24 protein-coding genes and 1 pseudogene are annotated in these 22,971 nt (G+C 29.5%); 20 read left to right on the forward strand and 5 right to left on the reverse strand.

Going from position 1 to position 22,971, the window contains the following annotated elements; translation table 11 throughout:
• Position 1 precedes the first annotated feature (1 nt).
• Entirely contained in the window at positions 2-1,654 is a 1,653-nt protein-coding gene (locus DW911_RS02800; RefSeq protein WP_118607436.1) for a DAK2 domain-containing protein, read from the forward strand.
• Between the two features lie 152 nt (positions 1,655-1,806).
• Here DW911_RS02800 and DW911_RS11320 read toward each other — a convergent pair.
• Positions 1,807-2,010 (reverse strand): annotated as a pseudogene (locus DW911_RS11320) (D-alanyl-D-alanine carboxypeptidase family protein); the annotation flags it as partial.
• 389 nt (positions 2,011-2,399) lie between these two features.
• Here DW911_RS11320 and DW911_RS02810 point away from each other — a divergent pair.
• Genes DW911_RS02810 through DW911_RS02820 form a run of 3 tightly spaced genes read left to right on the forward strand, consistent with a single transcriptional unit; the run spans position 2,400 to position 5,623 of the window.
• Positions 2,400-3,464, forward strand: coding sequence for a GGDEF domain-containing protein (locus DW911_RS02810; protein WP_118607437.1), 1,065 nt, complete (start codon positions 2,400-2,402; stop codon positions 3,462-3,464).
• Position 3,465: 1 nt separating this feature from the next.
• The gene (locus tag DW911_RS02815; protein WP_118607438.1) at positions 3,466-4,857 is read left to right on the forward strand and encodes an ROK family protein; all 1,392 of its coding nucleotides are present in this window, start codon (positions 3,466-3,468) and stop codon (positions 4,855-4,857) included.
• A gap of 1 nt (position 4,858) precedes the next feature.
• Positions 4,859-5,623: a Cof-type HAD-IIB family hydrolase gene (locus tag DW911_RS02820; RefSeq protein WP_158575433.1), complete on the forward strand. Its 765-nt coding sequence runs from the start codon at positions 4,859-4,861 to the stop codon at positions 5,621-5,623.
• Between the two features lie 38 nt (positions 5,624-5,661).
• On the opposite strand, the gene DW911_RS02825 is transcribed toward DW911_RS02820, so the two are convergent.
• Positions 5,662-6,417 (reverse strand): tRNA threonylcarbamoyladenosine dehydratase, encoded by a 756-nt coding sequence (locus tag DW911_RS02825; RefSeq protein ID WP_118607440.1) that lies wholly within the window; start codon positions 6,415-6,417, stop codon positions 5,662-5,664.
• Between the two features lie 181 nt (positions 6,418-6,598).
• Between DW911_RS02825 and DW911_RS02830 the strand changes: the two genes are divergently transcribed.
• The 10 genes from DW911_RS02830 to DW911_RS02875 all read left to right on the forward strand — a co-directional run bounded on the left by DW911_RS02830 (position 6,599) and on the right by DW911_RS02875 (position 14,964).
• On the forward strand, positions 6,599-7,429 hold the full coding sequence (locus DW911_RS02830) for an SDR family oxidoreductase (RefSeq protein ID WP_118607441.1): 831 nt from the start codon (positions 6,599-6,601) through the stop codon (positions 7,427-7,429).
• Between the two features lie 18 nt (positions 7,430-7,447).
• A complete protein-coding gene (locus DW911_RS02835; RefSeq protein ID WP_118607442.1) occupies positions 7,448-8,197 on the forward strand; it encodes a carboxymuconolactone decarboxylase family protein in 750 nt (249 codons plus the stop codon).
• A 9-nt stretch (positions 8,198-8,206) separates the two neighbouring features.
• On the forward strand, positions 8,207-9,298 hold the full coding sequence (locus DW911_RS02840) for an aldo/keto reductase (protein WP_118607443.1): 1,092 nt from the start codon (positions 8,207-8,209) through the stop codon (positions 9,296-9,298).
• Between the two features lie 61 nt (positions 9,299-9,359).
• Positions 9,360-10,256: a LysR family transcriptional regulator gene (locus tag DW911_RS02845; RefSeq protein ID WP_118431952.1), complete on the forward strand. Its 897-nt coding sequence runs from the start codon at positions 9,360-9,362 to the stop codon at positions 10,254-10,256.
• Positions 10,257-10,345: 89 nt separating this feature from the next.
• Positions 10,346-10,864, forward strand: a complete 519-nt coding sequence (locus DW911_RS02850; protein WP_118607444.1) for a flavodoxin — start codon at positions 10,346-10,348, stop codon at positions 10,862-10,864.
• A gap of 149 nt (positions 10,865-11,013) precedes the next feature.
• The gene (locus tag DW911_RS02855) at positions 11,014-11,466 is read left to right on the forward strand and encodes a heme-binding protein (protein ID WP_158568167.1); all 453 of its coding nucleotides are present in this window, start codon (positions 11,014-11,016) and stop codon (positions 11,464-11,466) included.
• On the forward strand, positions 11,447-12,178 hold the full coding sequence (locus DW911_RS02860) for an HAD-IIB family hydrolase (RefSeq protein WP_118431946.1): 732 nt from the start codon (positions 11,447-11,449) through the stop codon (positions 12,176-12,178). Before DW911_RS02855 ends, DW911_RS02860 begins: the two co-directional genes overlap by 20 nt.
• On the forward strand, positions 12,178-12,969 hold the full coding sequence (locus tag DW911_RS02865) for a Cof-type HAD-IIB family hydrolase (RefSeq protein ID WP_118607445.1): 792 nt from the start codon (positions 12,178-12,180) through the stop codon (positions 12,967-12,969). Before DW911_RS02860 ends, DW911_RS02865 begins: the two co-directional genes overlap by 1 nt.
• Entirely contained in the window at positions 12,966-13,943 is a 978-nt protein-coding gene (locus DW911_RS02870) for a Gfo/Idh/MocA family protein (RefSeq protein WP_118431942.1), read from the forward strand. The genes DW911_RS02865 and DW911_RS02870 overlap by 4 nt, the downstream gene beginning before the upstream one ends.
• Positions 13,933-14,964: a Gfo/Idh/MocA family oxidoreductase gene (locus DW911_RS02875; protein WP_118431940.1), complete on the forward strand. Its 1,032-nt coding sequence runs from the start codon at positions 13,933-13,935 to the stop codon at positions 14,962-14,964. Before DW911_RS02870 ends, DW911_RS02875 begins: the two co-directional genes overlap by 11 nt.
• Here the strand turns inward: DW911_RS02875 and DW911_RS02880 are convergent, their stop codons facing one another.
• Together DW911_RS02880 and DW911_RS02885 are read right to left on the reverse strand one after the other, a co-directional pair.
• On the reverse strand, positions 14,965-15,756 hold the full coding sequence (locus DW911_RS02880; protein WP_118607446.1) for a MurR/RpiR family transcriptional regulator: 792 nt from the start codon (positions 15,754-15,756) through the stop codon (positions 14,965-14,967). It abuts the gene before it with no gap.
• A 14-nt stretch (positions 15,757-15,770) separates the two neighbouring features.
• Entirely contained in the window at positions 15,771-16,628 is an 858-nt protein-coding gene (locus tag DW911_RS02885; protein ID WP_118431936.1) for an EamA family transporter, read from the reverse strand.
• Positions 16,629-16,727: 99 nt separating this feature from the next.
• Between DW911_RS02885 and DW911_RS02890 the strand changes: the two genes are divergently transcribed.
• From DW911_RS02890 to DW911_RS02900, 3 genes are all read left to right on the forward strand, one after another.
• The gene (locus tag DW911_RS02890) at positions 16,728-17,690 is read left to right on the forward strand and encodes a P1 family peptidase (RefSeq protein WP_118431934.1); all 963 of its coding nucleotides are present in this window, start codon (positions 16,728-16,730) and stop codon (positions 17,688-17,690) included.
• A gap of 29 nt (positions 17,691-17,719) precedes the next feature.
• On the forward strand, positions 17,720-18,001 hold the full coding sequence (locus DW911_RS02895) for a Dabb family protein (RefSeq protein WP_118431932.1): 282 nt from the start codon (positions 17,720-17,722) through the stop codon (positions 17,999-18,001).
• Positions 18,002-18,146: 145 nt separating this feature from the next.
• Positions 18,147-18,761 (forward strand): ECF transporter S component, encoded by a 615-nt coding sequence (locus tag DW911_RS02900; RefSeq protein WP_118431930.1) that lies wholly within the window; start codon positions 18,147-18,149, stop codon positions 18,759-18,761.
• A 370-nt stretch (positions 18,762-19,131) separates the two neighbouring features.
• Here the strand turns inward: DW911_RS02900 and DW911_RS02905 are convergent, their stop codons facing one another.
• Positions 19,132-19,386 carry a hypothetical protein gene (locus tag DW911_RS02905; protein WP_118431928.1) on the reverse strand — a complete coding sequence of 85 codons (255 nt, stop codon included), beginning with the start codon at positions 19,384-19,386 and terminating at the stop codon, positions 19,132-19,134.
• A gap of 258 nt (positions 19,387-19,644) precedes the next feature.
• On the opposite strand from DW911_RS02905, the gene DW911_RS02910 reads away from it, so the two are divergent.
• From DW911_RS02910 to recG, 3 genes are read left to right on the forward strand one after another with little or no spacing between them, the layout of a single operon-like run.
• Complete coding sequence (locus DW911_RS02910) at positions 19,645-19,953, forward strand: PTS sugar transporter subunit IIB (RefSeq protein WP_118431926.1); 309 nt, start codon at positions 19,645-19,647, stop codon at positions 19,951-19,953.
• A 39-nt stretch (positions 19,954-19,992) separates the two neighbouring features.
• Positions 19,993-20,898 (forward strand): AEC family transporter, encoded by a 906-nt coding sequence (locus DW911_RS02915; protein ID WP_118431924.1) that lies wholly within the window; start codon positions 19,993-19,995, stop codon positions 20,896-20,898.
• A gap of 34 nt (positions 20,899-20,932) precedes the next feature.
• Positions 20,933-22,945 carry an ATP-dependent DNA helicase RecG gene (gene recG, locus DW911_RS02920; protein WP_233542988.1) on the forward strand — a complete coding sequence of 671 codons (2,013 nt, stop codon included), beginning with the start codon at positions 20,933-20,935 and terminating at the stop codon, positions 22,943-22,945.
• Positions 22,946-22,971: the final 26 nt, after the last annotated feature.

The following is a 22,971-nucleotide window of genomic DNA, read 5'->3' on the forward strand; positions in this document are numbered from 1 at the left end:
TATGAAAGTCATTACAGGTGAATTATTAAAAGAAATGATTTTATGCGGAGCAAATACGTTACATAATAATCATTTAGAAATTGATGCTTTAAATGTTTTCCCCGTACCTGATGGGGACACTGGTACAAATATGTCAATGACATTTAATGCTGGTGCTAAAGAAGTAAAAGATTTAAAAAGCAATGATGTTTATGAAATTGCAAAAAAATTATCTAAAGGTTTATTGATGGGAGCACGTGGAAATTCAGGAGTTATTCTATCACAAATTTTTAGAGGGTTTGCGATGGCATTAGAAGGTCATCAAGAAATAGATGCTCTTTTACTTGCAAAAGCATGGCAAAGTGGTGCTAAAGTTGCTTATAAAGCCGTTATGCGTCCAGTAGAAGGAACAATTTTAACTGTTATCCGTGAATCTAGTGAAAAAGTTGTTGAATATGCTAGAGAAGGTATGGAAGTAGAAGATGTGTTATCTTACTTTGTTAAAGAAGCAGAAGCATCATTAGAAAGAACACCAGAATTATTACCAGTTTTAAAAGAAGTAGGTGTTGTAGATAGTGGTGGTGCTGGTCTATTACTTGTATTAACTGGATTTATGGCTGGATTACAAGGAGATCGTGTTGAATTTGTTGATGTAACAGGTGGAGCACAAACTAATGCTGGAACTAATTTAGAAGGTAAAGAAGAAGGATTTGGATATTGTACAGAATTTATTATCCGTTTAAATCCATCATTAATTGAAAAGTTTTCAGAAGATCAACTTAAAAAGGAATTATCATTAATTCCTGGAGAAAGTATTGTTGTTGTACAAGATGAAGATATTGTAAAAGTACATGTTCATACTTTAAAACCAGGTAATGCTTTAAATATTGCCCAAAGATTTGGAGAATTTGTTAAATTAAAAATCGAAAATATGCAAGAACAAGCTGATACTCTTCAAGCTAATGCGGGAAGTATTGTTGGTGTTGATGATAATGATGCCGGTGTTCAAGAAGCTAAAGAAACAGCAGTCATTGCTGTTTGTGCAGGAAAAGGAATTGAAAATGCATTTTTAGAATTACATTGTGATTATATTGTAAGTGGTGGTCAAACAATGAATCCATCTACTGAAGATATGGTTGCAGCAGTAAAAAAAGTAAATGCTAAAAACGTTATTATTTTACCTAATAACTCTAATATTGTGATGACAGCACAACAAACTGCAACAATTTTAGAGGGAGAAGTAAATGTTATTGTTATTCCAACAAAAACAATTCCTCAAGGATTATCAGCATGTATCATGTTTAATCCAGATGCTTCACTAGACGAAAATATTGATGAAATGAAAGAAGCAATGAGTAATGTTAAAACTGGTCAAGTAACATTTGCGATTAAAGATACAAATATTGATGGTGTAGAAATTAAAGCAAATGATTATATGGCATTAGTTGAAAAAGATATTGTTGCTTGTGTGGATAATAAATTAGATGCTTTAAAAGTATGCTTAGATAAATTAATTGATGAAGATTCAGAGTTAGTTACTTTAATTGTTGGTGAAGATGTTAATGATGAAGAAGTTGAAGAAATTGAAAGTTATATCGAAGATAACTTTGAAGCTGAATTAGAACTTATTGAAGGTAAACAACCTGTATACTCATTTATTATTGGTGTAGAATAATATATTAAAAAAACGTTGATATAATCAACGTTTTTTTAATGTTGTTAGAATTTAAATTTAAATATCTAACAGAATTTAAACTTATGAAAGGAAATATTGATTCAAATATTCTTCTAAACATAAGTTTTTTTATGATTTTAGTTGCTTTTTTCCTACATATCTATAATGCTATGGTTCATTGTTAATACCAGTGATATTTTTTTGCATTCAGGATAATGTCTAATAAAGTCGTATGTATAAGCATGTTGTTCAAGCCAGTGATAAACGGTGTCTTTTGAACAGACAGTAGTATCAGCATTAATATCAACGGCTATATTATGTTCGTGCTCACTTATGCGAGGTATGACAACACATTGAAGAGCGAGTTTTCTAACTGTTAGATGATGTTTCTAATGGCATTTTATAATCATTAGGTATGTAATTTTACTATTTACGGGTACCAGATTTCAAGTAACTGTATCTGTTTGATAATGAGATGTGTATAAATGATTAACAATACGAATATCAGTTACAATTAGTATTTGAAATTTAATCAAAAAGAAAATAACAGCAATGAATAATCTTTTAAAATTTTTTATTTTTGTCATCGTGAAAACTATAACAAAGAGATATTAAAAAAACAGAATAAAAATTTCTTAGATTTTTTAAAGATGATCTCATTTTTTTATATAGGATTTTTATTTTTGAGAATTTAATAGATTTTTATATTTGATATAATAGGTTTAGATGAAAAGGAAATGGTATTGTGTTTAAAAGAAGTAAAAAAAGAATTATAGAAAAATTTATACAAGGATGGGTTTTAGTACTCCTCGTTATTTTGACAGTGAGTATGATGTTTAATGTTAATTCAATTCAGGGGAATGCTCGTGTTATTAACTATGCCGGTATTATCAGGGGTGCTACTCAAAGGGTGATTAAACTAGAAATTGCAGGTCAAAGTAACGATGATTTAATTGTATATTTAGATGATATTTTTGATGGATTAATGCATGGTGGAGGAAAGTATGATCTTACGATTTTACCAGATAAGTCATATCAAAATAAATTAAAGCATTTGTATACTTCTTGGAATAATATAAAAAAAGAAATTAATGAAAATAGAAGTACACATTATGCTAATTCTCATATTATTTCTATGAGTGAGGATTATTTTCAACAGGCAGATCAAACTGTAAGTGCGGCAGAAGACTATTCTCAAAGATGTGCAACAAAATTAAGAAAGATAGAAGATGGATTGATTATTGTTATTACGATTATGATAGCTATATTAATTAAAGAATCAATTTCACCCTTTATTTTAGTAAAAAATAATAGTAAACTTAATAAAAAAGCTTATTTAGATTTAGCTACAGGATTGCCTAATCGTAGTTCTATCGAAGAATTAATTCGTCAATATCAATATTACTATAAAGGTTGTTTTGCTATCGTTATTTTTGATTTAAATGATTTAAAGGAAACAAATGATTCTTTAGGACATATCTCAGGAGATAAATTAATCAGTAGCTTTGCTCATATTATTCGTAAAGTGATTCCTAAAAAACACTTTGTAGGAAGATATGGTGGTGATGAATTTATTGCAATTTTAGAAAATGTAAATTCACAAGATTTAAAAAAGATGATTAAAAATATCCAAGAAGAAGTAGCAAAACAAAATAAAAAAGATTCGACAGTCTATATTGATTTTGCCTGTGGGTATGCTCTTTCTAATCAATATCCTCAAGAAGATATAAGGTATATTCTAAGTCGAGCAGATAAAAATATGTATATTACAAAGGAAAAAATGAAAGAAGAAAGAAAGGAGAAAATGTGATATGAAAGATGACTTTATAGCATGGATAAAAAATCATCAAAATGATGAATATCAAGTTGAACAAGTTGATCAAGATGTTATTCAATTAAATTCTGATTATGGTAAGTCTACAATTCGTTTTACCGATATTGAAGAAAGTACAGTTGTTGAATTTACAATTGTTTCTAATAAAGATGAAACTGTGAAGTTTTATCTTCATTTTGAATTAAAAGATGAAGGTCATGCAAAGCAATTATATGATGAAATGGTAGAAACACTTGTAGCTTTAAAGAACCATAAAACAATTGAAGTCTTGCTTTCTTGTTCGGCAGATTTAACAACTTCTATGTTTGCTCAAATGCTAAATGAGACAGCACAATCATTACATCTTGATTATCATTTTAATGCAGTATCTTATTTGAATATTTATGAAGAAATAGAAAAATATGATGCAGTGATGATTGCCCCACAAATAGGTTATATGTTAAAAAAATTACAAGATACTTTACCTGATAAATTAGTATTACAAATTCCTACAGCGCTATTTGCTGCATATGATGCTTTTCAAACAATTCAGTTTATTCAAGATGAATTAACAAATTTTAATAAATTAAGAAAAAAACAAAAAGAAGAACGATGTGTTCATTGTATGCAACATAAAAAACGTATTTTATCTATTGCTATTTTGAGAAATCAAACACAAACAAGAATTTATTATCGTTTATATGATAAGTCAAAGATAATAGATGAAAATTTAATAATTAAGCAAATAATGAATATATATGATTTATATGATATTATTGATACTATTTTATTAAAACATCAATATATTGATTTGATTGGTATTGCATCTCCAGGAATAGTAAGTGATGATAAACAACTAAAAGATCCTACAACAGAAAAATATATTGATATGAAACAAGATTTTGAAGAGAAATATCATACGCCAGTCTTTGTTTATAATAACGCTAATGCAGCAGCCGTTGGATTTTCTTTGGAACATCAAGAATATAAAAACATCATTTTTCATTCACAACCATTTGGTTTTGGAGTAGGTGGTCAAGGTATTATTGCTAATGGAAGAATCATTACTGGGAAAAATGGATTGGCCGGTGAAGTTAAATATTTTCTTGAAAGAATGCAGCTATCTGATGATTGTCATAAATTGATTTTAAATGAACAAGGAGCAATTGAAGTTGTAACGAAAGCATTACTTCCAGCCATTGCTTTAGTAGGACCAGATGCAGTTGCTATTCGTTCACCAATGACACCTGACATGAATGAAATTAAATGTCATTTAGCTTCTTTTATTCCAAAAGAATTTTTGCCTGAATTTTTCTATATTAAAGAGGTAAGTTCATATATGTTAGATGGACTTACAAAATTATGTCTTGATTGTATTGGGGAAAAATAATATGGATAAAATTATATTTTTTGATATTGATGGAACACTAGCAGTTCGTGGGGAAATACCGGAGTCTAATTTAAAAGCATTAAAATTATTAAAAGATAAATCACATAAGACTTTTATATGTACCGGTAGAGCGCCATTTTATGCAAAAAAACTATTTGGTCATTTAGTTGACGGAATTGTTTGTTGTAATGGTAGGTATATTTTGTATCAAAATAAAAAACTTCATGGTGAAGCTTTTAGCCGGGATGAATTACGAACATATCTAGATTTACTTGATAAAAATAATTTGGGTGCTTTACTTGTTAGTGATGATTGTTCTATGGCTTATCATTTAAGTGATGAAGAAATAGAACAAGCTAAAAAAGAATATGGGAAAATAAGAATTCAACCTTATGATGACAAAATTACGGTTTATACACTTGATATTTATTATCGAGATAGAGAACGCTATTTAAATATGGTGAACGTATTTAAAGAGAATTTGGTTATTAATGATCATGGTGGTATTGGAAACTGTGATTGTTCAACCATTGGATTTGATAAAGGAGATGGCATTGCTTATATTTTAAAATATTTTAAAATATCTAAAAATGATGCTTATGCATTTGGTGATGGTGAAAATGATCGTGCTATGTTTAGAGAAGTCAATCACGGAATAGCTATGGGTAATGCTGTTGATTCATTAAAAAACGTAGCAACTTATATTACCGATAATGTTGATCAAGAAGGTATTACAAAAGCATTAAAACATGAAAAACTCATATAAAAAACTTAGGTTTAAATTGAATTTAACCTAAGTTTTTTTTACGCATTGATTAAATCTTTAACAACTTCACCAGCAACAATCAGTCCTGCTACAGATGGAACAAAAGCGATGCTTCCTGGTATGTCGCGACGATCTAAACAGTTTCTTGTTACACCAGGAGGGCATATACAGTGATTACGACAACTAATAGACATATCCTCAAGTGGTCTAATTGGTTTTTCTTTAGAATAGACAACTTTTAATTTTTTTATATGACGTTTTTTTAATTCTCTTCTCATTACCCTTGCTAGAGGACAGATACTTGTTTTATAAATATCACTCACTTCAAATTGAGATGGATCAAGTTTATTACCAGCCCCCATACAACTAATAATGGGAATTTGTTTTTCTTGAGCCAAAACAGCAAGTTCAATTTTTGCTGTTACTGTATCTAAGGCATCAATGATATAGTCATATTCTTCAAATGGGAAAGTATCTTTATTTTCTGGTAAAAAGAATGTTTTATAGGTATTGATACGGCATAAAGGAAAAATGTCTTTAATATGTTCTTCCATTACATCAACTTTATATTTTCCAACGGTTTTTCTAGTTGCAATAAGTTGGCGATTAATATTAGTTAGGCATATGCGATCATCATCAATCAAATCAAAATGTTGGACACCACTACGAGCAAGTGCGTCAACAACATACCCACCAACACCACCAATGCCAAAAATAGCAACATGTGCTTTCTTTAATTTTTCAATTCCATCTTGTCCTATAAGTAATTGCGTTCTTGAATATTGATTTGTCATTTTAATCTCCTCTAATTTACTTTATTAGTATAGATAAAAAAGATGAAATTGTAAATACATACTTTGCCTATCTACATACTATGATATACTTTATAAGTAATTCTTATGTATATGATTAGTAATGGAAATTGTTTGTCAATTATCAAATTAATATAATAATGAATGTAAAAGGAGTGATTATATGAAAGACGTTATGTTAGTAACTGGCGCTGGTCAAATTAGTATGGCTATTGCCAGAAGAATTGGTTATGGAAAAAAGATTGTTTTAGGAGATAAAAATATTCATAACGCAAGGACAATTGCTGAGACAATGAATAATGCAGGATTTGATGTGGAGCCGTTTGAAATGGATTTATCATCAAGAAGTTCAATATTGGAAATGATTGAATTTGCTAGAAGCTTTGGAGATATTGCTTACTTAATTAATGGTGCTGGTGTTTCACCATCACAGGCACCAATTGAAGCTATTTTAAAAGTAGATTTATATGGAACAGCAGTTTTGTTAGAAGAAGTTGGTAAAGTAATAAAAGAAGGTGGTGTGGGTGTAACCATCTCTAGTCAATCAGGACATCGTATGAAACAACTGACATCACAAGAAGATGAGTTGCTTGCTACAACACCAACCGAAGAATTGCTAAATCTTGATATGTTACAAGTAGAAAATATCCATGATACTTTACATGCATACCAATTAGCAAAACGTTGTAATGAAAAAAGAGTGATGTTTGAATCAGTGAGATGGGGACAAAAAGGGGCTAGAATTAATTCTATTTCTCCAGGTATCATTGTTACACCTTTAGCTGTTGATGAGTTCAACGGTCCACGAGGAGATTTTTATAAAAATATGTTTGCTAAATGTCCGGCTGGAAGACCAGGAACTGCAGATGAAGTGGCTAATGTGGCTGAACTAATTATGTCAGATAAAGGAGCATTTATTACTGGTTCAGATTTCTTGATAGATGGTGGTGCAACAGCATCTTATTTCTATGGACCATTAAAACCAGAAAAATAATAGAAAGAAGGTAAAAATATGGCTATTAGTGAAAATGCAAAAAAATATCATGAAAGAATGTTTCCGGGATATGAATCTCAATTATTAAAAACTGATCCTGAATTTATAGAATTATTTGATAACTTTGCTTTTGATGAAGTTGTTAATCAAGATGATTTAGACGATAAAGTAAGAATGAAAGCGATTCTTGCTACTTTAATTGGATGTCAAGGTATTGATGAGTTTAAGGCAATGTTAAAAGCTGCTTATCAATTTGGAGTAACTCCTGTAGAAATGAAAGAAATTGTATATCAAGGAGTTGCATATTTAGGAATTGGTAGAGTCTTTCCTTTTTTACATGCAGTTAATGATTTTTGTAAAGCACAAAATATTGCTTTACCTTTAGAAGGACAATCAACAACAACGCCACAAAATCGCTTAGAAAAAGGTATTCAAGCGCAGGTTGATATTTTTGGTGAAGGGATGAGAGAATTTTATAAATCTGGTCCTGAAGAATCAAGACATATTAATCACTGGTTGGCTGATAATTGTTTTGGAGATTATTATACACGTCATGGTTTAGATTATAATGAAAGAGAAATGATCACATTTTGTTTTTTAGCAGCTCAAGGTGGATGTGAACCACAATTAACATCTCATGCAGCAGCAAATATGAAAATAGGTAATGATAAAGCTTTTCTTATTAAAATTATTTCTCAATGCTTGCCATTTATTGGATATCCTAGAAGTTTAAACGCATTACGTTGTGTAAATGAAGCATGTAAGTAGGAAATAAAAATGAAAAAATTAGGATTTGGCTGTATGCGTCTGCCGATGAAAGGTGAAGACGTGGATTATGAAGAATTTAATAAAATGATTGATTTGTATATGGCTGAGGGATTTTCATATTTTGATACAGCGCATGGTTATTTACAAGGAAAAAGTGAAACAGCATTAAGAGATTGTCTGGATGCTCGTTATCCTAGAGAAAGTTATACTTTAACAAATAAGTTATCTGTTCATTTTTTTAATAAAGAGGAAGATATACGCCCATTATTTAAGGAACAATTAGAAAAAACAGGTTTTGATTACTTTGATTATTATTTAATGCATGCGCAAGATCAACAAATTTATCAACATTTCCAAAAATGTCATGCTTATGATGTGGTTAAACAGTTAAAAAAAGAAGGAAAGATTAAACATATCGGTATTTCTTTTCATGATCGTAGTGAAGTATTAGAACAAATACTGACAGAACATCCTGAAATCGAAGTTGTCCAAATTCAACTTAATTACGTTGATTATCATGATGCTGGTGTTCAAAGCAAAAAAGTATATGATGTATGTCGTCAATTTAATAAACCAGTATTAATTATGGAACCTGTCAAGGGTGGTGGTTTAATTCGTTTACCAGATGAAGCAAAAAAGGTACTAGATCAGTTAAATGGAGACAGTTATGCTAGTTATGCTATTCGTTTTGCGGCTTCATTTGATGGTGTATTCCAGGTCTTATCAGGAATGAGCACTTTTGAACAAATGAAAGATAATCTTAGTTATATGAAAGATTTTGTTCCTTTTTCAAAAGATGAATATGCCGCTGTGTTTAAAGTAAGCCATATATTAAAATCCATGGGTGGTATTGCTTGTACAGGTTGTCGTTATTGTGAAGATGGTTGTCCAAAGAAAATCAAGATACCCGATTTATTTGCTTGTTTTAATGCTAAAAAGCAATTTAATGATTGGAATAGTGATTACTATTATGGTGTCCATACTAAATCTAATGGAAAGGCCAGTGAATGTTTACAATGTGGACAATGTCAAAGAATATGTCCACAACATTTACCTATTATTGAGTATCTTAAAGACGTAGCTATAACATTTGAAAAATAAAATGATGAAGTTTATTCATCATTTTATTTTATCAGTTATAATATTTTTAGGAGATGATTAAATGTATAAACAAATGCAATACTTTATTTCGGTAGTCAATACAAAAAGTTTTACTAAAGCAGCTGAAGAATGCTTTATTTCACAATCTGCTATATCTCAACAAATTAAATCTTTAGAAGAAGAATTAGATGTTAAACTTCTAGTAAGAAATAAAAAAGCAATTTCTTTAACACCGGCAGGAGAATATTTTTATCATCATTGTAAGGATATTGTACAAGAAGTATATGAGTTATGTAAAAAGACAAAAGAAATAGAGGAAGATGAAAATGTATTAAAAATAGGTTATCTAAGAGACTATCATGGTAAGGAGATAAGAGAGTCAATTATAGAGTTTTCTAATCTTTATCCTCATGTTTCCATTGAGTTGAAAATAGGTAATCATGAAGAATTATATAATTATTTAGTTAATGATGATTTAAATTTAATTATTAGTGATCAAAGAAGGACTTTTCATGATGATTATATTAATTATCATCTTTTACATATGGATTGTTATGTAGAAATTTCTAATCAACATCCTTTAAGCAATCAAACAAAACTTGACGTACAAGATTTAAAAAAAGAAACGTGCATACTTGTAGCATCTAAAGAACAACAAGAAATAGAACAAGAGTTTTATAAAAATATCATCGGTTTAAAAGGAAAATATATTTTTGTAGATGGAATAGAAGAAGCTAGATTATTGGTTACAATCAATAAAGGCTTTATGCCAATTGAATACGCAAATAAACCTCAACTTGCTTCAAAACAAATTAAAGCTATTCCTTTGTATCGTCATCAAAAACCAATTCAAAGAAATTATTGTGCTTTTTGGAAAAAAGAGAATTCTCAATACTATGTAGAAGAATTTGCTGAATTATTAAGAAATAAACTTAGAGAAAAACATCAAGAATCATAATGATTAGAAAAACTTATTTATTTCATTAGTAATGAAAATTGTTTATATTAAGCAATCTTTTATAATGATAATGAAAGAGGTGGAATGTAATGAGTAAAAATTTAATTGTTTATTTTTCTAGAAAAGGCGAAAATTATGTAGCAGGTAATATTGTTGATTTACCTCAAGGAAATTGCGAAGTTCTTGCTAAAATGATACATGAATTAATTGATAGTACGTTATTTCAAGTAAAAACAGTACATAGTTATCCTCAAGATTATCATCAATGTACTGCTCAGGCAAAAAAAGAATTACTAAATCAAGAAAGACCTAAAATACTAGATTATGTTCATCGGTTCAATCAATATGATCATATTATCTTATGTTATCCTAACTGGTGGTCTACAATGCCGATGGCTATGTTTACTTTTTTACAAACACATGATACAACTGGTAAGCATATTTATCCATTATGCAGCCATGAAGGCAGTGGTATGGGCGTAAGTGAAAATGATATAAAAAAATTATGTCCTCAAGCTATCGTTCATCAAGGACTTGCAATTAGAGGTAGCCAAGTACATGATAGTTTACAAGAGGTTAAGGATTGGTTAAATGCTAATCATTTATAAGCGTTCACATAAGTGAGCGCTTTTTTGAACTTTTAATTCTTGTTTTGAAAAATATAATAAAAGAATGATGAACTTTTTTTCCTACTTATTGTATAAAACTATGGATTGTATATCTAGTGTGATATAAAAAGAGTGAAAGGAAGATGTATATGAATCAAGAAGAACTTTTGCAATTAGAAAATGAATTATCTTTTGAGTCATTTTGCCATAAAGATGCTTTTTATGTTGGTCAAATGATAATAAAAAAAATAACCCAAGAACGATTAAAACCTGTTAGAATAAGAGTAGTGATGAATCACGATATTGTTTTTCAATACTTGATGGATGGTAAAACAGGAACAAAGTGGTTAGATTATAAACAAAATACATTAGAAAAATATCAACATAGTACTTATTATGTGTACAAACAACATCAAGATGATCAGTTGTTTCAAGATGAAGAATTAAAAAAAGGATATGTGATATGTGGTGGTGGTTTTCCACTTATTGTTAAGCATCAAATAATCGGCGGCATCTACGTTTCCGGTCTTGAACATGATCAAGATCATCAAGTAATTGTAGATGTTTTAAAGGAGTATAAAAATGAAAGCATTAGTAAGTGATATAGATCATACTTTAGTCTTTGATGGACGAATTAAAGAAGATGATGAAAAGGCAATAAAAAAATATCAAAAAAATCATTTATTTGGCGTGTGTACAGGCAGACCGTTATGTGCTTTAGATGATGTAAAAAAATTAGATTTAGATTTTTATATTTTATCTACTGGAGCTTTAATTCTCGACAAAAGAATGAATATAATCCAACATACCCCTATGAATAAAGAAACAGCAAAAAATATCTTTTTAGATTATTTTAATCAAGCAGATATGATTATTCAAACAGGGAATAGAGATATCTTTTATGCAACGTTTAATGAAGAAAATCATTCATATTGTCAAATTGTACATCATTTTAAAGAAGTAGAACACGAAGTTATTTATAGCGTTTCTTTGATTTTTAAAGATGAGATGACAACAAAAAAAGAATTAGATTCAATTTATCGTTATGGCGACGTTATGCCTTTTCAAAATAAAAATTCTATTGATATAGTTAGTAAAGATTGTTCTAAAGGACAAGGTATTAAAGAAATTAAAAAGGCATTACAAATAGAACATATCAGTGGTATAGGGGATTCATACAATGATCTTCCGTTATTTGAGGCAAGTGATTATTGTTTTACATTTCATAGTTCACCATCTGATTTAAAGGATAAAGTTGATGTATGTGTTAATAACATTGAAGAAGCGATTGGATTGTTAGAAGGTGTGGAATAATGGAAAAGAAATGTTTTTTCTTTGATATTGATGGAACTTTAACGATAAAAGAAACAGGGGAAGTACCCTTATCAGTGAAAGAAACAATAAAGAAACTAAAAGAAAAGGGACATTTTGTTTGTATTGCGAGTGGCAGAGCTTATTATAAAGTTAAGGATTTTGCCCGTGAAATGGGGATTGATTATGTTGTGGCTAATGGTGGGGCAGCTTTGGCTGATCATGGAAAATTAGTTGAAAATGAACCATTAAATCGTGAAAAAGCATTAGCATTATGCAAACAAGCTAAAGAGTTAGGTTGTGGTGTATTGGTTGCTTTCGACGACAGTATTAAAGTTATGATGAATGATCATCAATTTATTGAACAGGTAGGTAAGCGGCAAGAACCTACAGAATACATTTACGATCCAAAATTATCTTTTGATAAGTTGGAAAACATTTACAAAGTTTATGTGGCTATTAGTCAAGAGGATGAACCTTTACTTACAACAAGAAAAGAATTAGGCTATTTAAGATTTGTTCCTTCTTATTTGACTTTTCAACATGATAAAAAAGATCAAGGTATTAAAAAAATGATAGACTATATTGGTGGTAGAGATGATCAAGTTGTCGTCTTTGGTGATGATACTAATGATATAATTATGTTTAAAGATGAATGGACAAAAATAGCCATGGGCAATGCGTGTTCGAGTTTAAAAGATAAAGCGGATTTTATTACAAAAGAAAATAAAGATGATGGCATAGCGTATGCTTGTCAATATTTTGGATGGATAGACAAGGAGGAAGAAATATGAAATTAGGAATATTAGGTACAGGAATGATTGTCAAAGATTTAATGACAACTTATGATGAATTAAACATTGAAAAGACTGTTATTTTGTCGACAGAAAATACATTGGAAGAAACTGAAAAAATGATTAAGGAACATCATTTTGATGGATATTATTTAGATTATGATGAACTTTTAGATAGTGATATTGATACTATTTATGTAGCTTTACCTAATCATTTGCATTATAGTTTTGCTAAAAAAGCATTAGAAAAGGGAAAGCATGTTATTATTGAAAAACCAATTACTGCAAATAGTCAGGAATTGAAGGAATTAATTGATATTGCCCAAAAGAGCCATTGTATGATTTTTGAGGCAATGAATTTACACTATACACCAGCATTTCTTTCTTTAAAAGCAGATTTAAAAAAATTAGGAGATATAAAAATTGTTTCATTTAACTATTCTCAATATTCTTCACGTTATAATGCATTTAAAGAAGGAACGATTTTACCAGCGTTTGATTATCATAAAGCCGGAGGGGCTTTGATGGATTTAAATGTTTATAATATTCATGCTTTAATTGATTTATTTGGTAAACCAGTTTCACATCGTTACATGGCTAATATTGAAAATAAGATTGATACCAGTGGGATGATGACTTTTGATTATGGTAACTTTAAAGCATTATGCATTGGTGCTAAAGATTGTAAAGCACCTTTAATGAATACTATTCAAGGTAATCAGGCGGCTATTGTTGTTAAAGCACCACTAAGTCAGATGACAGAATATGAAATATGCTATAATGATGGAACAAGTGAAATAAAAACATTCGAGAAAAAACATCGTTTAATCTATGAATTTAAAGAATTTATAAAAATGATTGAAGAAAATAACCATACGAAGCAACAAGAAATGTTAGAACTTTCATTATTAATTTCAAAATTAATGGAAGAAGGTAGAAAACAAGAAGGGATCGTGTTTGATAATGATAGATAATAAAATTGTATTAGGATATATTGGCAATGGTAAAAGTACAAATAGATATCATTTACCTTTTGTCATGCAAAGAAAAGATAAATTTATTGTTAAGACTATTTATAATCCGCATATTCATCATGATATATGGGAACAAATTGAAGGAGTTCATTATACTGAAAATCAAGATGATATCTTTTTAGATGATGAAATTGATATGGTTGTTGTATGTACCGGACATCATTTTCATTATGAATATAGTAAAAAAGCTTTAGAAGCAGGTAAACATGTTCTATGTGAAAAGCCATTTATGGAAAATAGCCAACAGGCAAAAGAAATTTTTGAATTAGCTAAAGAAAAAGGATTATACTGTTCAGCTTATCAAAACAGAAGATATGATAGTGACTTTTTAACTGTTCAAAAAGTAATTGAATCAGGGAAATTAGGAGATTTATTAGAGTTAGAAATGCATTTTGATTATTATCGACCTGAAATACCTGAAAGTGTTCATCAGTTTGATCCAGCAATGTCTTATTTATATGGGCATGGTTGTCATACATTAGATCAAGTCATTTCTTATTTTGGTATGCCTGATTATGTTCATTATGATGTAAGACAACTACTTGGTGCAGGTAGAATGAATGATTATTTTGACTTAGATTTATATTATGGTAAATTAAAAGTATCAGTTAAATCTTCTTATTTTAGGGTTAAATCACGTCCTTCTTTTATTGTTTATGGTAAAAAAGGAATGTTTGTAAAAGAAACAAAAGATCGTCAAGAAGAACACTTAAAATTATTTTATATGCCTGATCATCAAGATTTTGGTAAAGATTTACCAGAACATTTTGGAATTTTGACATATTATGATGATCAAGGAGGCTATCATGAAGAAAAAGTCCCATCAGTAGATGGGGACTATGGGCGTGTTTATGATGGAATTTATGAAAGTATTGTTCATGGTAAAGAACAAGTCATTCAACCTTGGCAAACATTATTACAAATGGAAATGCTTGAACAAGGTGTTAGTAAACTTAAATAATTATTGATGATTATAAATAATGGCAAAGATGATATTAAGAATATATTGTATAGCAAACTGAGAATAAAAAGTGGCTATCTTATATTCTTTTTCTTCATTTGGAATCATAATTTTGTGTAGGCATTGACGAATGATAGGGTTAGATTGATTAGCAGTAATGATGATTGTTTCTATATTTTTTTGATGACATATTTGAATACATTGGTTTAATACATCATTTTTACCACCGTAGCTAACAAATAAAGCACAATCTCCTTTTTTTAAAGATTGCGAAATAAAAAGTTCTTCATGATCAGCAGTAGCAAGAATTGGATAATAATTAATTTTAATCATTTTATTAATAAAAGCTTTGGTTGTAAATTTAGTATCACCGATAGCATAAATGAAAATTCTATTAGCGTTCATTAATACTTCTGCAACTTGAATTAATTCTTCTTTATTTATTTGTGATTGGATGAGTTTAATACTCTCGTTATATAAAGAATACATGTTATCTATGATTTCATATGATGTTTGGTTAAACTGAAAAGGAATACTATAACTTACTTTTTTTGATATGTATTTATTTGATTCAATTTCTTTTACTAATTGAACTTTTAATTGTTTAAAACCTGAAAAAGATAATTTTTTACATAATCTAATAATGGATGCATTAGAAGAAAAGGTTTGTTTAGATAATTCATTTATTGTTAGGGTGTCAATCTGATCTAAATGTTCTAAAAGATAGTTTATAATATGATATTCTGTTTCTGTAAAGAAATCTTTTTGTTTTAATTGTTGTAATAGTGTCATTTTATCACCTCATATTAAAATAGCATCAGCATTGTTCCAACAACAATAACAATGAGTCCTACTAATGCTTTAAAAGATAATTTTTCATGAAAAACCAAATAAGAAAATAGAACAGTGACCAATATGCTTAATTTGTCGATAGGGACAACGACACTAGCTAATCCATCTTGTAATGCCTTATAATAACATAACCAACTTGCACCAGTAGCAAGGCCAGATAAACAAATAAAAACAAGCTCTTTTTTATTGATTGACGAAACTTCATTTTGTTTACCACTGACAAAAACCATCATCCAAGACATGATTAATACGATAACAGTACGAATAGCTGTTCCTAGATTTGATTCAATATGAGTAATACCGATTTTGCCTAAAATGGCTGTAAGACTTGCAAAAACAGCAGAACCTATAGCGTACAATAACCATTTGTTACCTGTTGTTTGATGTGTATTTTGTTTTTTTTCAATCATTAAAAATGTACCTGTTAAAATCAAAATCATGCCGATCACTTTAAATAAAGAAACTTGTTCTTGAAGAATGATAAAGGCTAAAAGAGTTGTTAAAACAGTGCTTGTTTTATCGATGGGAACAACTTTGTTAATGTCACCTAATTGTAGGGCACGATAATAACATAACCAGCTTGCTCCAGTAGCAAGTCCTGATAAAATAAGAAAAAATAAAGTTTTTGTGTCAATTTGATAAATTTCATTTTGACTATGAACAATAAATACCATAATCCATGAAAAAATTAATACAACGATTGTACGAATGGCAGTAGCTAAGGTAGAATCTGTTTTTTTGATACCACATTTAGCTAAAATAGATGTAAGACCTGCAAAAGCAGCAGAACCTACTGCGAATAAAATCCACATAAAATCCCTTCTTTCAAAATAATATATACACCTTTTATAATGAAATGCAATCCTAAATATGTTATTTTTATTATTAGAAAAGATATTGAGGTAATAAAAATGAAGGAAATTAAATTAACTGATATTAAAGGTGTTAGAGTAGGACAAGCACAAAATGAAAAAGCAGGTACAGGATGTAGTGTTGTCATTGTTGAACAAGGGGCATCAGCTGGTGTGGATGTTCGTGGTGGTGGACCAGCAACAAGAGAAACAGATCTACTTAATCCTATCAATATGGTACAAAAAATACATGCTGTTATGTTGAGTGGGGGAAGTGCATTTGGCTTAGATGCAGCTAGTGGAGCAATGCAATATTTAGAAGAACATGAAATCGGTTTTGATATGTCAGTTGCAAGAGTTCCTATTGTATGTGGAGCTTCTTTATTTGATTTGTCTGTCGGTGATCCTCATGTAAGACCAGATAAACAAATGGGATATCTTGCTTGTTTAGATAGTGAAAGCAATGAAATAAAAGAAGGAAACTATGGTGCTGGTTGTGGTGCCAGTATCGGTAAAATTGCTGGATTTGATTATGCTATGAAAGGTGGCGTAGGTAGTTATGGGATGCAAGTTGGTCATGTACAGGTAGCAGGATTGGTGGCTGTTAATGCATGTGGTAACATTATTGATAGTCAAACTCAAGAAATGTTAGCGGGTATTTATAAGGATGGTAAAATGCTTGATGCCCGTCAGGTTGTTTTTGAACAAATGGATCAGTTAAGAAAATTACCTGAGGGTAATACAACGATTGGCTGTATTGTAACAAATGTTAAACTTAATAAGGCACAATGTACTAAGATTGCTGGTATTGCGCATAATGGCTATGCTAAAGCCATTGTTCCAGCACATACAATGAGTGATGGGGATACTATTTTTGTGTTAAGCACTAATGAAGTAGAAGGTATGGTTGATGCAGTAGGTATTATTGCTACTGAAGTCATAGAAATGTGTGTTAAAAGAGCTATTACTCATGCTAAAGGAGCTTATGGTTTAAAATCTTATTCTGATTTTAAAAAGAAATAATATGAGATTAAGGAAAGAAGGATAGAATAATGAAACATATTATCATGGTTAAATTTAAAGATGATATTGATAATATTGATGAAATCATAGATGAAATTGAAGTATTATTTAATAAATCAGTTTCTATTCAAGGTGTTAGCAAAGTAGAGATTCATCAAAACATTATTCATTTACCAAAAAGATACGATTTGATGATTGTAATTAATATGGAAAAGAATTCACTATTATATTTTGATAACAGTGATATTCATCATATTTGGAAAGAAAAGTATGGAAAATATTTGAGTTCAAAAGTTATATTTGATTATTGATTGTAAAAAATATCATTTTATCATATAATAAATTCGTTCTTTTATTTTAAAGTTAAAAGTGATCGTTAGACACTTATTAATGCAATTAAAATAAAGGAATACCAAAAAAACATCGCATCTTAATGAGCGATAGTAGGAGGATTATATGAAATCGAAAAAAACGCAGTACATGACGACAATGGCTTTATTTCTAGCTATTGAAATCATTCTTGTTGTGACACCTCTTGGATATATTCCAATTGGACCGCTTAATGCCACAACAATGCATATTCCAGTTATTATTGCAGGAATTATGCTAGGAAAAAAAGCAGGAGCAGAATTAGGGTTTGTTTTTGGATTGACAAGTTTAATTAAAGCAACCATTCAACCTGGAGTAACATCGTTTTGTTTTTCTCCATTTGTGACAATTGGAACAATGAGTGGTAATTACAAAAGTTTACTTATTGCTTTTATCCCACGTATTTTGCTAGGTTATTTAGCTGGTTTAACTTTTGAAATTTTAAAAAAGAAAAATCATGAAAATATTGGTGTTGTTGTAGGTGCACTAGTAGGAGCCTTGACAAATACTGTTCTTGTATTAGGTGGAATTTATGTATTTTTTGGAGAAGCCTATGCTCATGCGGTAGGTGTTAGCTATTCAACATTGGTTACAGTTTTATTGGGAGTTGTAACAACAAATGGAATTATTGAAGCTATTTTAGGGGCTGTTGTCGCTTTAGCAGCTTACAAAGCTTTAAAACCAATGATAAAAAATAAATAATAATAAAGAGTTGAAAAGATTTCTAGCATATAATGCTGATTTCTTTACAACTCTTTTTTGCTTAGACAAATAAATACAATAATAGCCATATTTTAATGGTCTTTTACTAAAAGTAATAAAAATTGTTTTGCAACTATTCTTTTGAGATTATATAAAATCCTAGAATCATTAATGACATGCCTATGAACCAATAATTTTTGAATAAAGTGAGGATAATACCTAAAAACAGAATAATTATCTTTATTTCTTTTTTCATATTCTTGCCTTCTTTTTATTTATTGTTTTGTTTTTTATTGTTTTTTGTTTAATGTCAAGAAACTGACAGACTTTTTGAAATCATTAATGGTTTATGATGTTTGTATTCCCTTTATTAAACACGGTTATTGTGTATACCTTTTCTGTATAAGATATAAATAATAATCATGGCAACATAACAAATCCATTTTATAATATCAAATGTTGTAGGATTATTGAATTCGCCATTAATTCCATCAACAAGAAGTAACAAACTTAGTGTAATAACAATAATATCTAGTAGTTTCATTGAATGATTTGGATGAATGTGACAGTATTTTGTTAGAAACTGAAATTTTTCATTGATTTTTTTAATTGTTGATATGTCCATTCATCTAACTATCTCCTTCCTAAAGTGATGATACCGTAGCTATATAATGAATGACAATATAGATATTGAGTAGTTGCTTTCTATATGTTTCATATGAGTGCGATAAATAGTGTCTAGATGTACCTGTTTAATAATAAGCCTTTCAAAAAGCGCATTTTAGAGCTAATTTGATTTTCTAATTATGAAAATAGTAGTAATTTGTTTCTTATTGTGATAAAATGCTTGCAGATTTAAAAAGTACTTATAGGGGGTGTAAAAATGTATAAAATCTTATTATGTTGTACTTCTGGTATTACTACAAGTAGATTAGTAGAATCTATTAAAAAAGAAGGTGTATCGAGAGGTGCCAAAGTATTATGTTGGGCTGTTGCTGAATCGGCAGTTGATTTATCATGGGCTGATGCTGACTGCGTTTTAGTTGCACCTCAGGCAAAGGGTGATTTAGAAAAAGTAAAATCAATGATAAATGGGGCAATCCCTTGTGCTGCAATTGACGAAAATGCTTTTTCAAACATGGATGGTAAGGCTACGTTAGATCAAGCTATTTCATTAATTGATAAAAATTAAAAACATCATATGATGTTTTTTTATTTATGGAGGGAAAATATGTTTAATGTCTTTGTTAAGGCAACAGGATTTGTCCTTGTTGTGATTTTAGGCTTTATTTTAAAGAAAATAAAAGTGTTAGAAAAAAAGGATGGTAATACGCTTGCTACAATTATTATGAATATTACACTTCCATGCGCTTTGCTTTCTAACGCTAATGGAATGGTAGTGAATGCAGCTATGATCGGACTTATTTTAATAGGTGTTTTTTCTAATGTTTTTATTGTTATTGTTGGTTATTTTTTAGATCAGGATGCTTTGAAAAAAGGAATGTTTATGATTAACTGCTCAGGATATAATATTGGTAATTTTGTCTTACCTTTTGTAGAGACTTTTTTTCCGGGTATGGGTGTTGCCTATTTATGTATGTTTGATATTGGTAATGCATTAATGGGTCTTGGTGGAACTTATGCCATCGCTGGTAGTGTAGCTAATTCACAAGATAAACTTACATTTAAAAGCGTATGTAAAAAACTCTTTTCTTCTATTCCTTTTGATGTTTATATTATTTTATTTATTTTAGCTTTATTTCAAATTAAAGTACCGGCACCGGTTTTATCTATTTCAACATTTATAGGTTCAGGAAATGGCTTTCTTGCGATGTTGATGATTGGTTTAATGTTAGAAATCAAAGTTAGCGCCAGTGAAATAAAGGATGTATTAAAAATATTAATAACCCGTATTGGATTTAACAGTTTATTTATGCTGGTTTGTTATTTTTTATTACCTTTTCCATTACTTGCCAGAAAGATTTTAGTATTGGCTTTAGCAGCACCTCTTAGTACAGTATCAGCGGTATTTTCTAAAAAGATTGGTTATTATCGTGATGCGCCAGCCATTGCTAATTCAATGAGTATTATTATCAGTATCGTTGAACTTACAGTATTAATCATGTTGTTTGTTTAATTTATATAAGATAGAATAGATGTTGGTGATAGAAGTGGAACATAGTTTAAAAGAATTAAAAATCAAGGATAATAGAATAACGTTATTAGAAAATATGGGAATTCATAATATTAAAGATCTTGTTTTGTATTTTCCTTATCGTTATGAAGTGATAGAACCAACAGAACTTATTAATCAAGAAAAAGTTATCATAGAAGCAACTTTAATTGATCAACCTAAAGTATTTTTTAAAGGAAGATTATCACGATTAACATTTACTGTTTTATATAAAGATTTGCCATTAAAAGTGGCTATCTTTAATCGACATTTTTTAAAAGCACATATGCATGAAGGCATGACTTTGACTTTAATCGGTAAGTATACCCAAAAGAATCATTCTTTAGTAGCAAGCGAGATGAAATTGCAACCACTAGATCAATTAGAAGGCATTACTCCTGTCTATACAGTTAAAGGAAAAATGACTCAAAAGAGTTTAAGAGGTTATATTAACAAAGCTTTGCACTTTTATCAAAATCATATTTTAGATATTTTACCTGACTATCTAATACAACAATATCATCTTATTTCTAGACAAGAGGCTTATTTTAAAATTCATCAACCTCATCAAAATAGTGATGTGATTCAAGCAATTAGATATTTAAAATATGAAGAATTTTTTAAATTTCAATTGACTATGAATTATATTAAACAATATCATCATGAACATGTAGGAATGATTAAAGAAATTGATGATAAAAAATTACAACAATTTATTAATCAACTGCCTTTTTCTCTAACAAAAGATCAAAGTACTGCAGTAGAAGAAATTATTACTGATTTAAAAAGTGATAAGTTAATGTATCGTTTTGTTCAAGGTGATGTAGGAAGTGGAAAAACAGTTGTTGGAGCCATAGGTTTATATGCAAACTATTTAGCAGGTTATCAAGGAGCAATGATGGCACCTACAGAAATTCTTGCTTTACAACATTATCAATCTTTAACACATTTATTTAAAAATACTGATGTTAAAATTGGTTTATTAACGGGACATTTATCACAAAAAGAAAAAAATGAATTATATCTGCAAATAGCACAAGGTGATATTGATTTAATTGTGGGAACACATGCTTTATTTCAAGAAAAAGTACAGTATCAAAATTTGGGTTTAGTCATTACAGATGAACAGCATCGCTTTGGAGTTGAACAAAGAAAAGCATTAAAAGACAAGGGACAAAAGGTTGATTTTCTGGTTATGTCAGCAACTCCGATTCCTAGAACATTAGCTATGTCTTTGTATGGAGATATGGATGTTTCAACCATTCAAAGTATGCCTCGAGGAAGAAAAAAGGTAATCACTGAATATGTTCCTTCTATAAGTATGAAACCATTTTTACCTCATTTAAAACAATATCTAGCAAGTGGGGGACAATGTTATGTAGTCTGTCCTCTTGTAAATGAAAGTGAGTCTTTAAATTGCCGTGATGCCAATCAAATTTATGATGCTATGTCACGATATTTTAAAGGTCAATATAAAGTAGGGTTGGTTCATGGTAAATTAAGTGATGAACAAAAAAATGAAATGATGAAACAATTTAGTGATAATCAAATTCAAATTCTTGTTTCTACTACAGTTATTGAAGTGGGGGTTGATGTGTCTAATGCCAACATGATTGTCATTTATAATGCGGATCGTTTTGGATTATCACAATTGCATCAATTAAGAGGAAGAGTCGGAAGAGGAAGCCAACAAGGTTATTGTTATTTGTTATCTGATTCTAAGATAAAGGAAGCTAAAGAGCGACTTATGTTTTTGGCTAATCATAATGATGGATTTGAAATATCGAAATATGATTTGCAAATACGAGGACCAGGAGATTTGCTTGGTCAAAAGCAAAGCGGGGTTCCTACTTTTATGATAGGTGATGTTATGAAGGATTTTAATATTTTAGAAATTGCAAGAAAAGATGCTATCGATGCTTTAAATAATCATGCATCAGATGAAAAAATAAAACAATTATTATTAGAAATAAAAAACAATTTGCTAAAGAATAACGAATATGTAGATTAATATGATATAATGCTGGAGAGGTGATT

The sequence above is a fragment of the Erysipelatoclostridium sp. AM42-17 genome, assembly GCF_003480255.1.
GTDB lineage: Bacteria > Bacillota_I > Bacilli_A > Erysipelotrichales > Coprobacillaceae > Faecalibacillus.

Bases quoted from the DNA above. Each gene is read 5' to 3' on its own strand.
- DW911_RS02860 (WP_118431946.1), top strand. From the start codon at position 11,447: ATGAAAGCATTAGTAAGTGATATAGATCATACTTTAGTCTTTGATGGA.
- DW911_RS02905 (WP_118431928.1), bottom strand. From the start codon at position 19,386: ATGGACATATCAACAATTAAAAAAATCAATGAAAAATTTCAGTTTCTA.
- DW911_RS02825 (WP_118607440.1), bottom strand. From the start codon at position 6,417: ATGACAAATCAATATTCAAGAACGCAATTACTTATAGGACAAGATGGA.
- DW911_RS02890 (WP_118431934.1), top strand. From the start codon at position 16,728: ATGAAGGAAATTAAATTAACTGATATTAAAGGTGTTAGAGTAGGACAA.
- DW911_RS02875 (WP_118431940.1), top strand. From the start codon at position 13,933: ATGATAGATAATAAAATTGTATTAGGATATATTGGCAATGGTAAAAGT.
- DW911_RS02800 (WP_118607436.1), top strand. From the start codon at position 2: ATGAAAGTCATTACAGGTGAATTATTAAAAGAAATGATTTTATGCGGA.
- DW911_RS02880 (WP_118607446.1), bottom strand. From the start codon at position 15,756: ATGACACTATTACAACAATTAAAACAAAAAGATTTCTTTACAGAAACA.
- DW911_RS02840 (WP_118607443.1), top strand. From the start codon at position 8,207: ATGAAAAAATTAGGATTTGGCTGTATGCGTCTGCCGATGAAAGGTGAA.
- DW911_RS02830 (WP_118607441.1), top strand. From the start codon at position 6,599: ATGAAAGACGTTATGTTAGTAACTGGCGCTGGTCAAATTAGTATGGCT.
- DW911_RS02820 (WP_158575433.1), top strand. From the start codon at position 4,859: ATGGATAAAATTATATTTTTTGATATTGATGGAACACTAGCAGTTCGT.
- DW911_RS02850 (WP_118607444.1), top strand. From the start codon at position 10,346: ATGAGTAAAAATTTAATTGTTTATTTTTCTAGAAAAGGCGAAAATTAT.
- DW911_RS02855 (WP_158568167.1), top strand. From the start codon at position 11,014: ATGAATCAAGAAGAACTTTTGCAATTAGAAAATGAATTATCTTTTGAG.
- DW911_RS02815 (WP_118607438.1), top strand. From the start codon at position 3,466: ATGAAAGATGACTTTATAGCATGGATAAAAAATCATCAAAATGATGAA.
- DW911_RS02835 (WP_118607442.1), top strand. From the start codon at position 7,448: ATGGCTATTAGTGAAAATGCAAAAAAATATCATGAAAGAATGTTTCCG.
- DW911_RS02895 (WP_118431932.1), top strand. From the start codon at position 17,720: ATGAAACATATTATCATGGTTAAATTTAAAGATGATATTGATAATATT.
- DW911_RS02910 (WP_118431926.1), top strand. From the start codon at position 19,645: ATGTATAAAATCTTATTATGTTGTACTTCTGGTATTACTACAAGTAGA.
- DW911_RS02845 (WP_118431952.1), top strand. From the start codon at position 9,360: ATGTATAAACAAATGCAATACTTTATTTCGGTAGTCAATACAAAAAGT.
- DW911_RS02865 (WP_118607445.1), top strand. From the start codon at position 12,178: ATGGAAAAGAAATGTTTTTTCTTTGATATTGATGGAACTTTAACGATA.
- DW911_RS02885 (WP_118431936.1), bottom strand. From the start codon at position 16,628: ATGTGGATTTTATTCGCAGTAGGTTCTGCTGCTTTTGCAGGTCTTACA.
- DW911_RS02900 (WP_118431930.1), top strand. From the start codon at position 18,147: ATGAAATCGAAAAAAACGCAGTACATGACGACAATGGCTTTATTTCTA.
- DW911_RS02915 (WP_118431924.1), top strand. From the start codon at position 19,993: ATGTTTAATGTCTTTGTTAAGGCAACAGGATTTGTCCTTGTTGTGATT.
- DW911_RS02870 (WP_118431942.1), top strand. From the start codon at position 12,966: ATGAAATTAGGAATATTAGGTACAGGAATGATTGTCAAAGATTTAATG.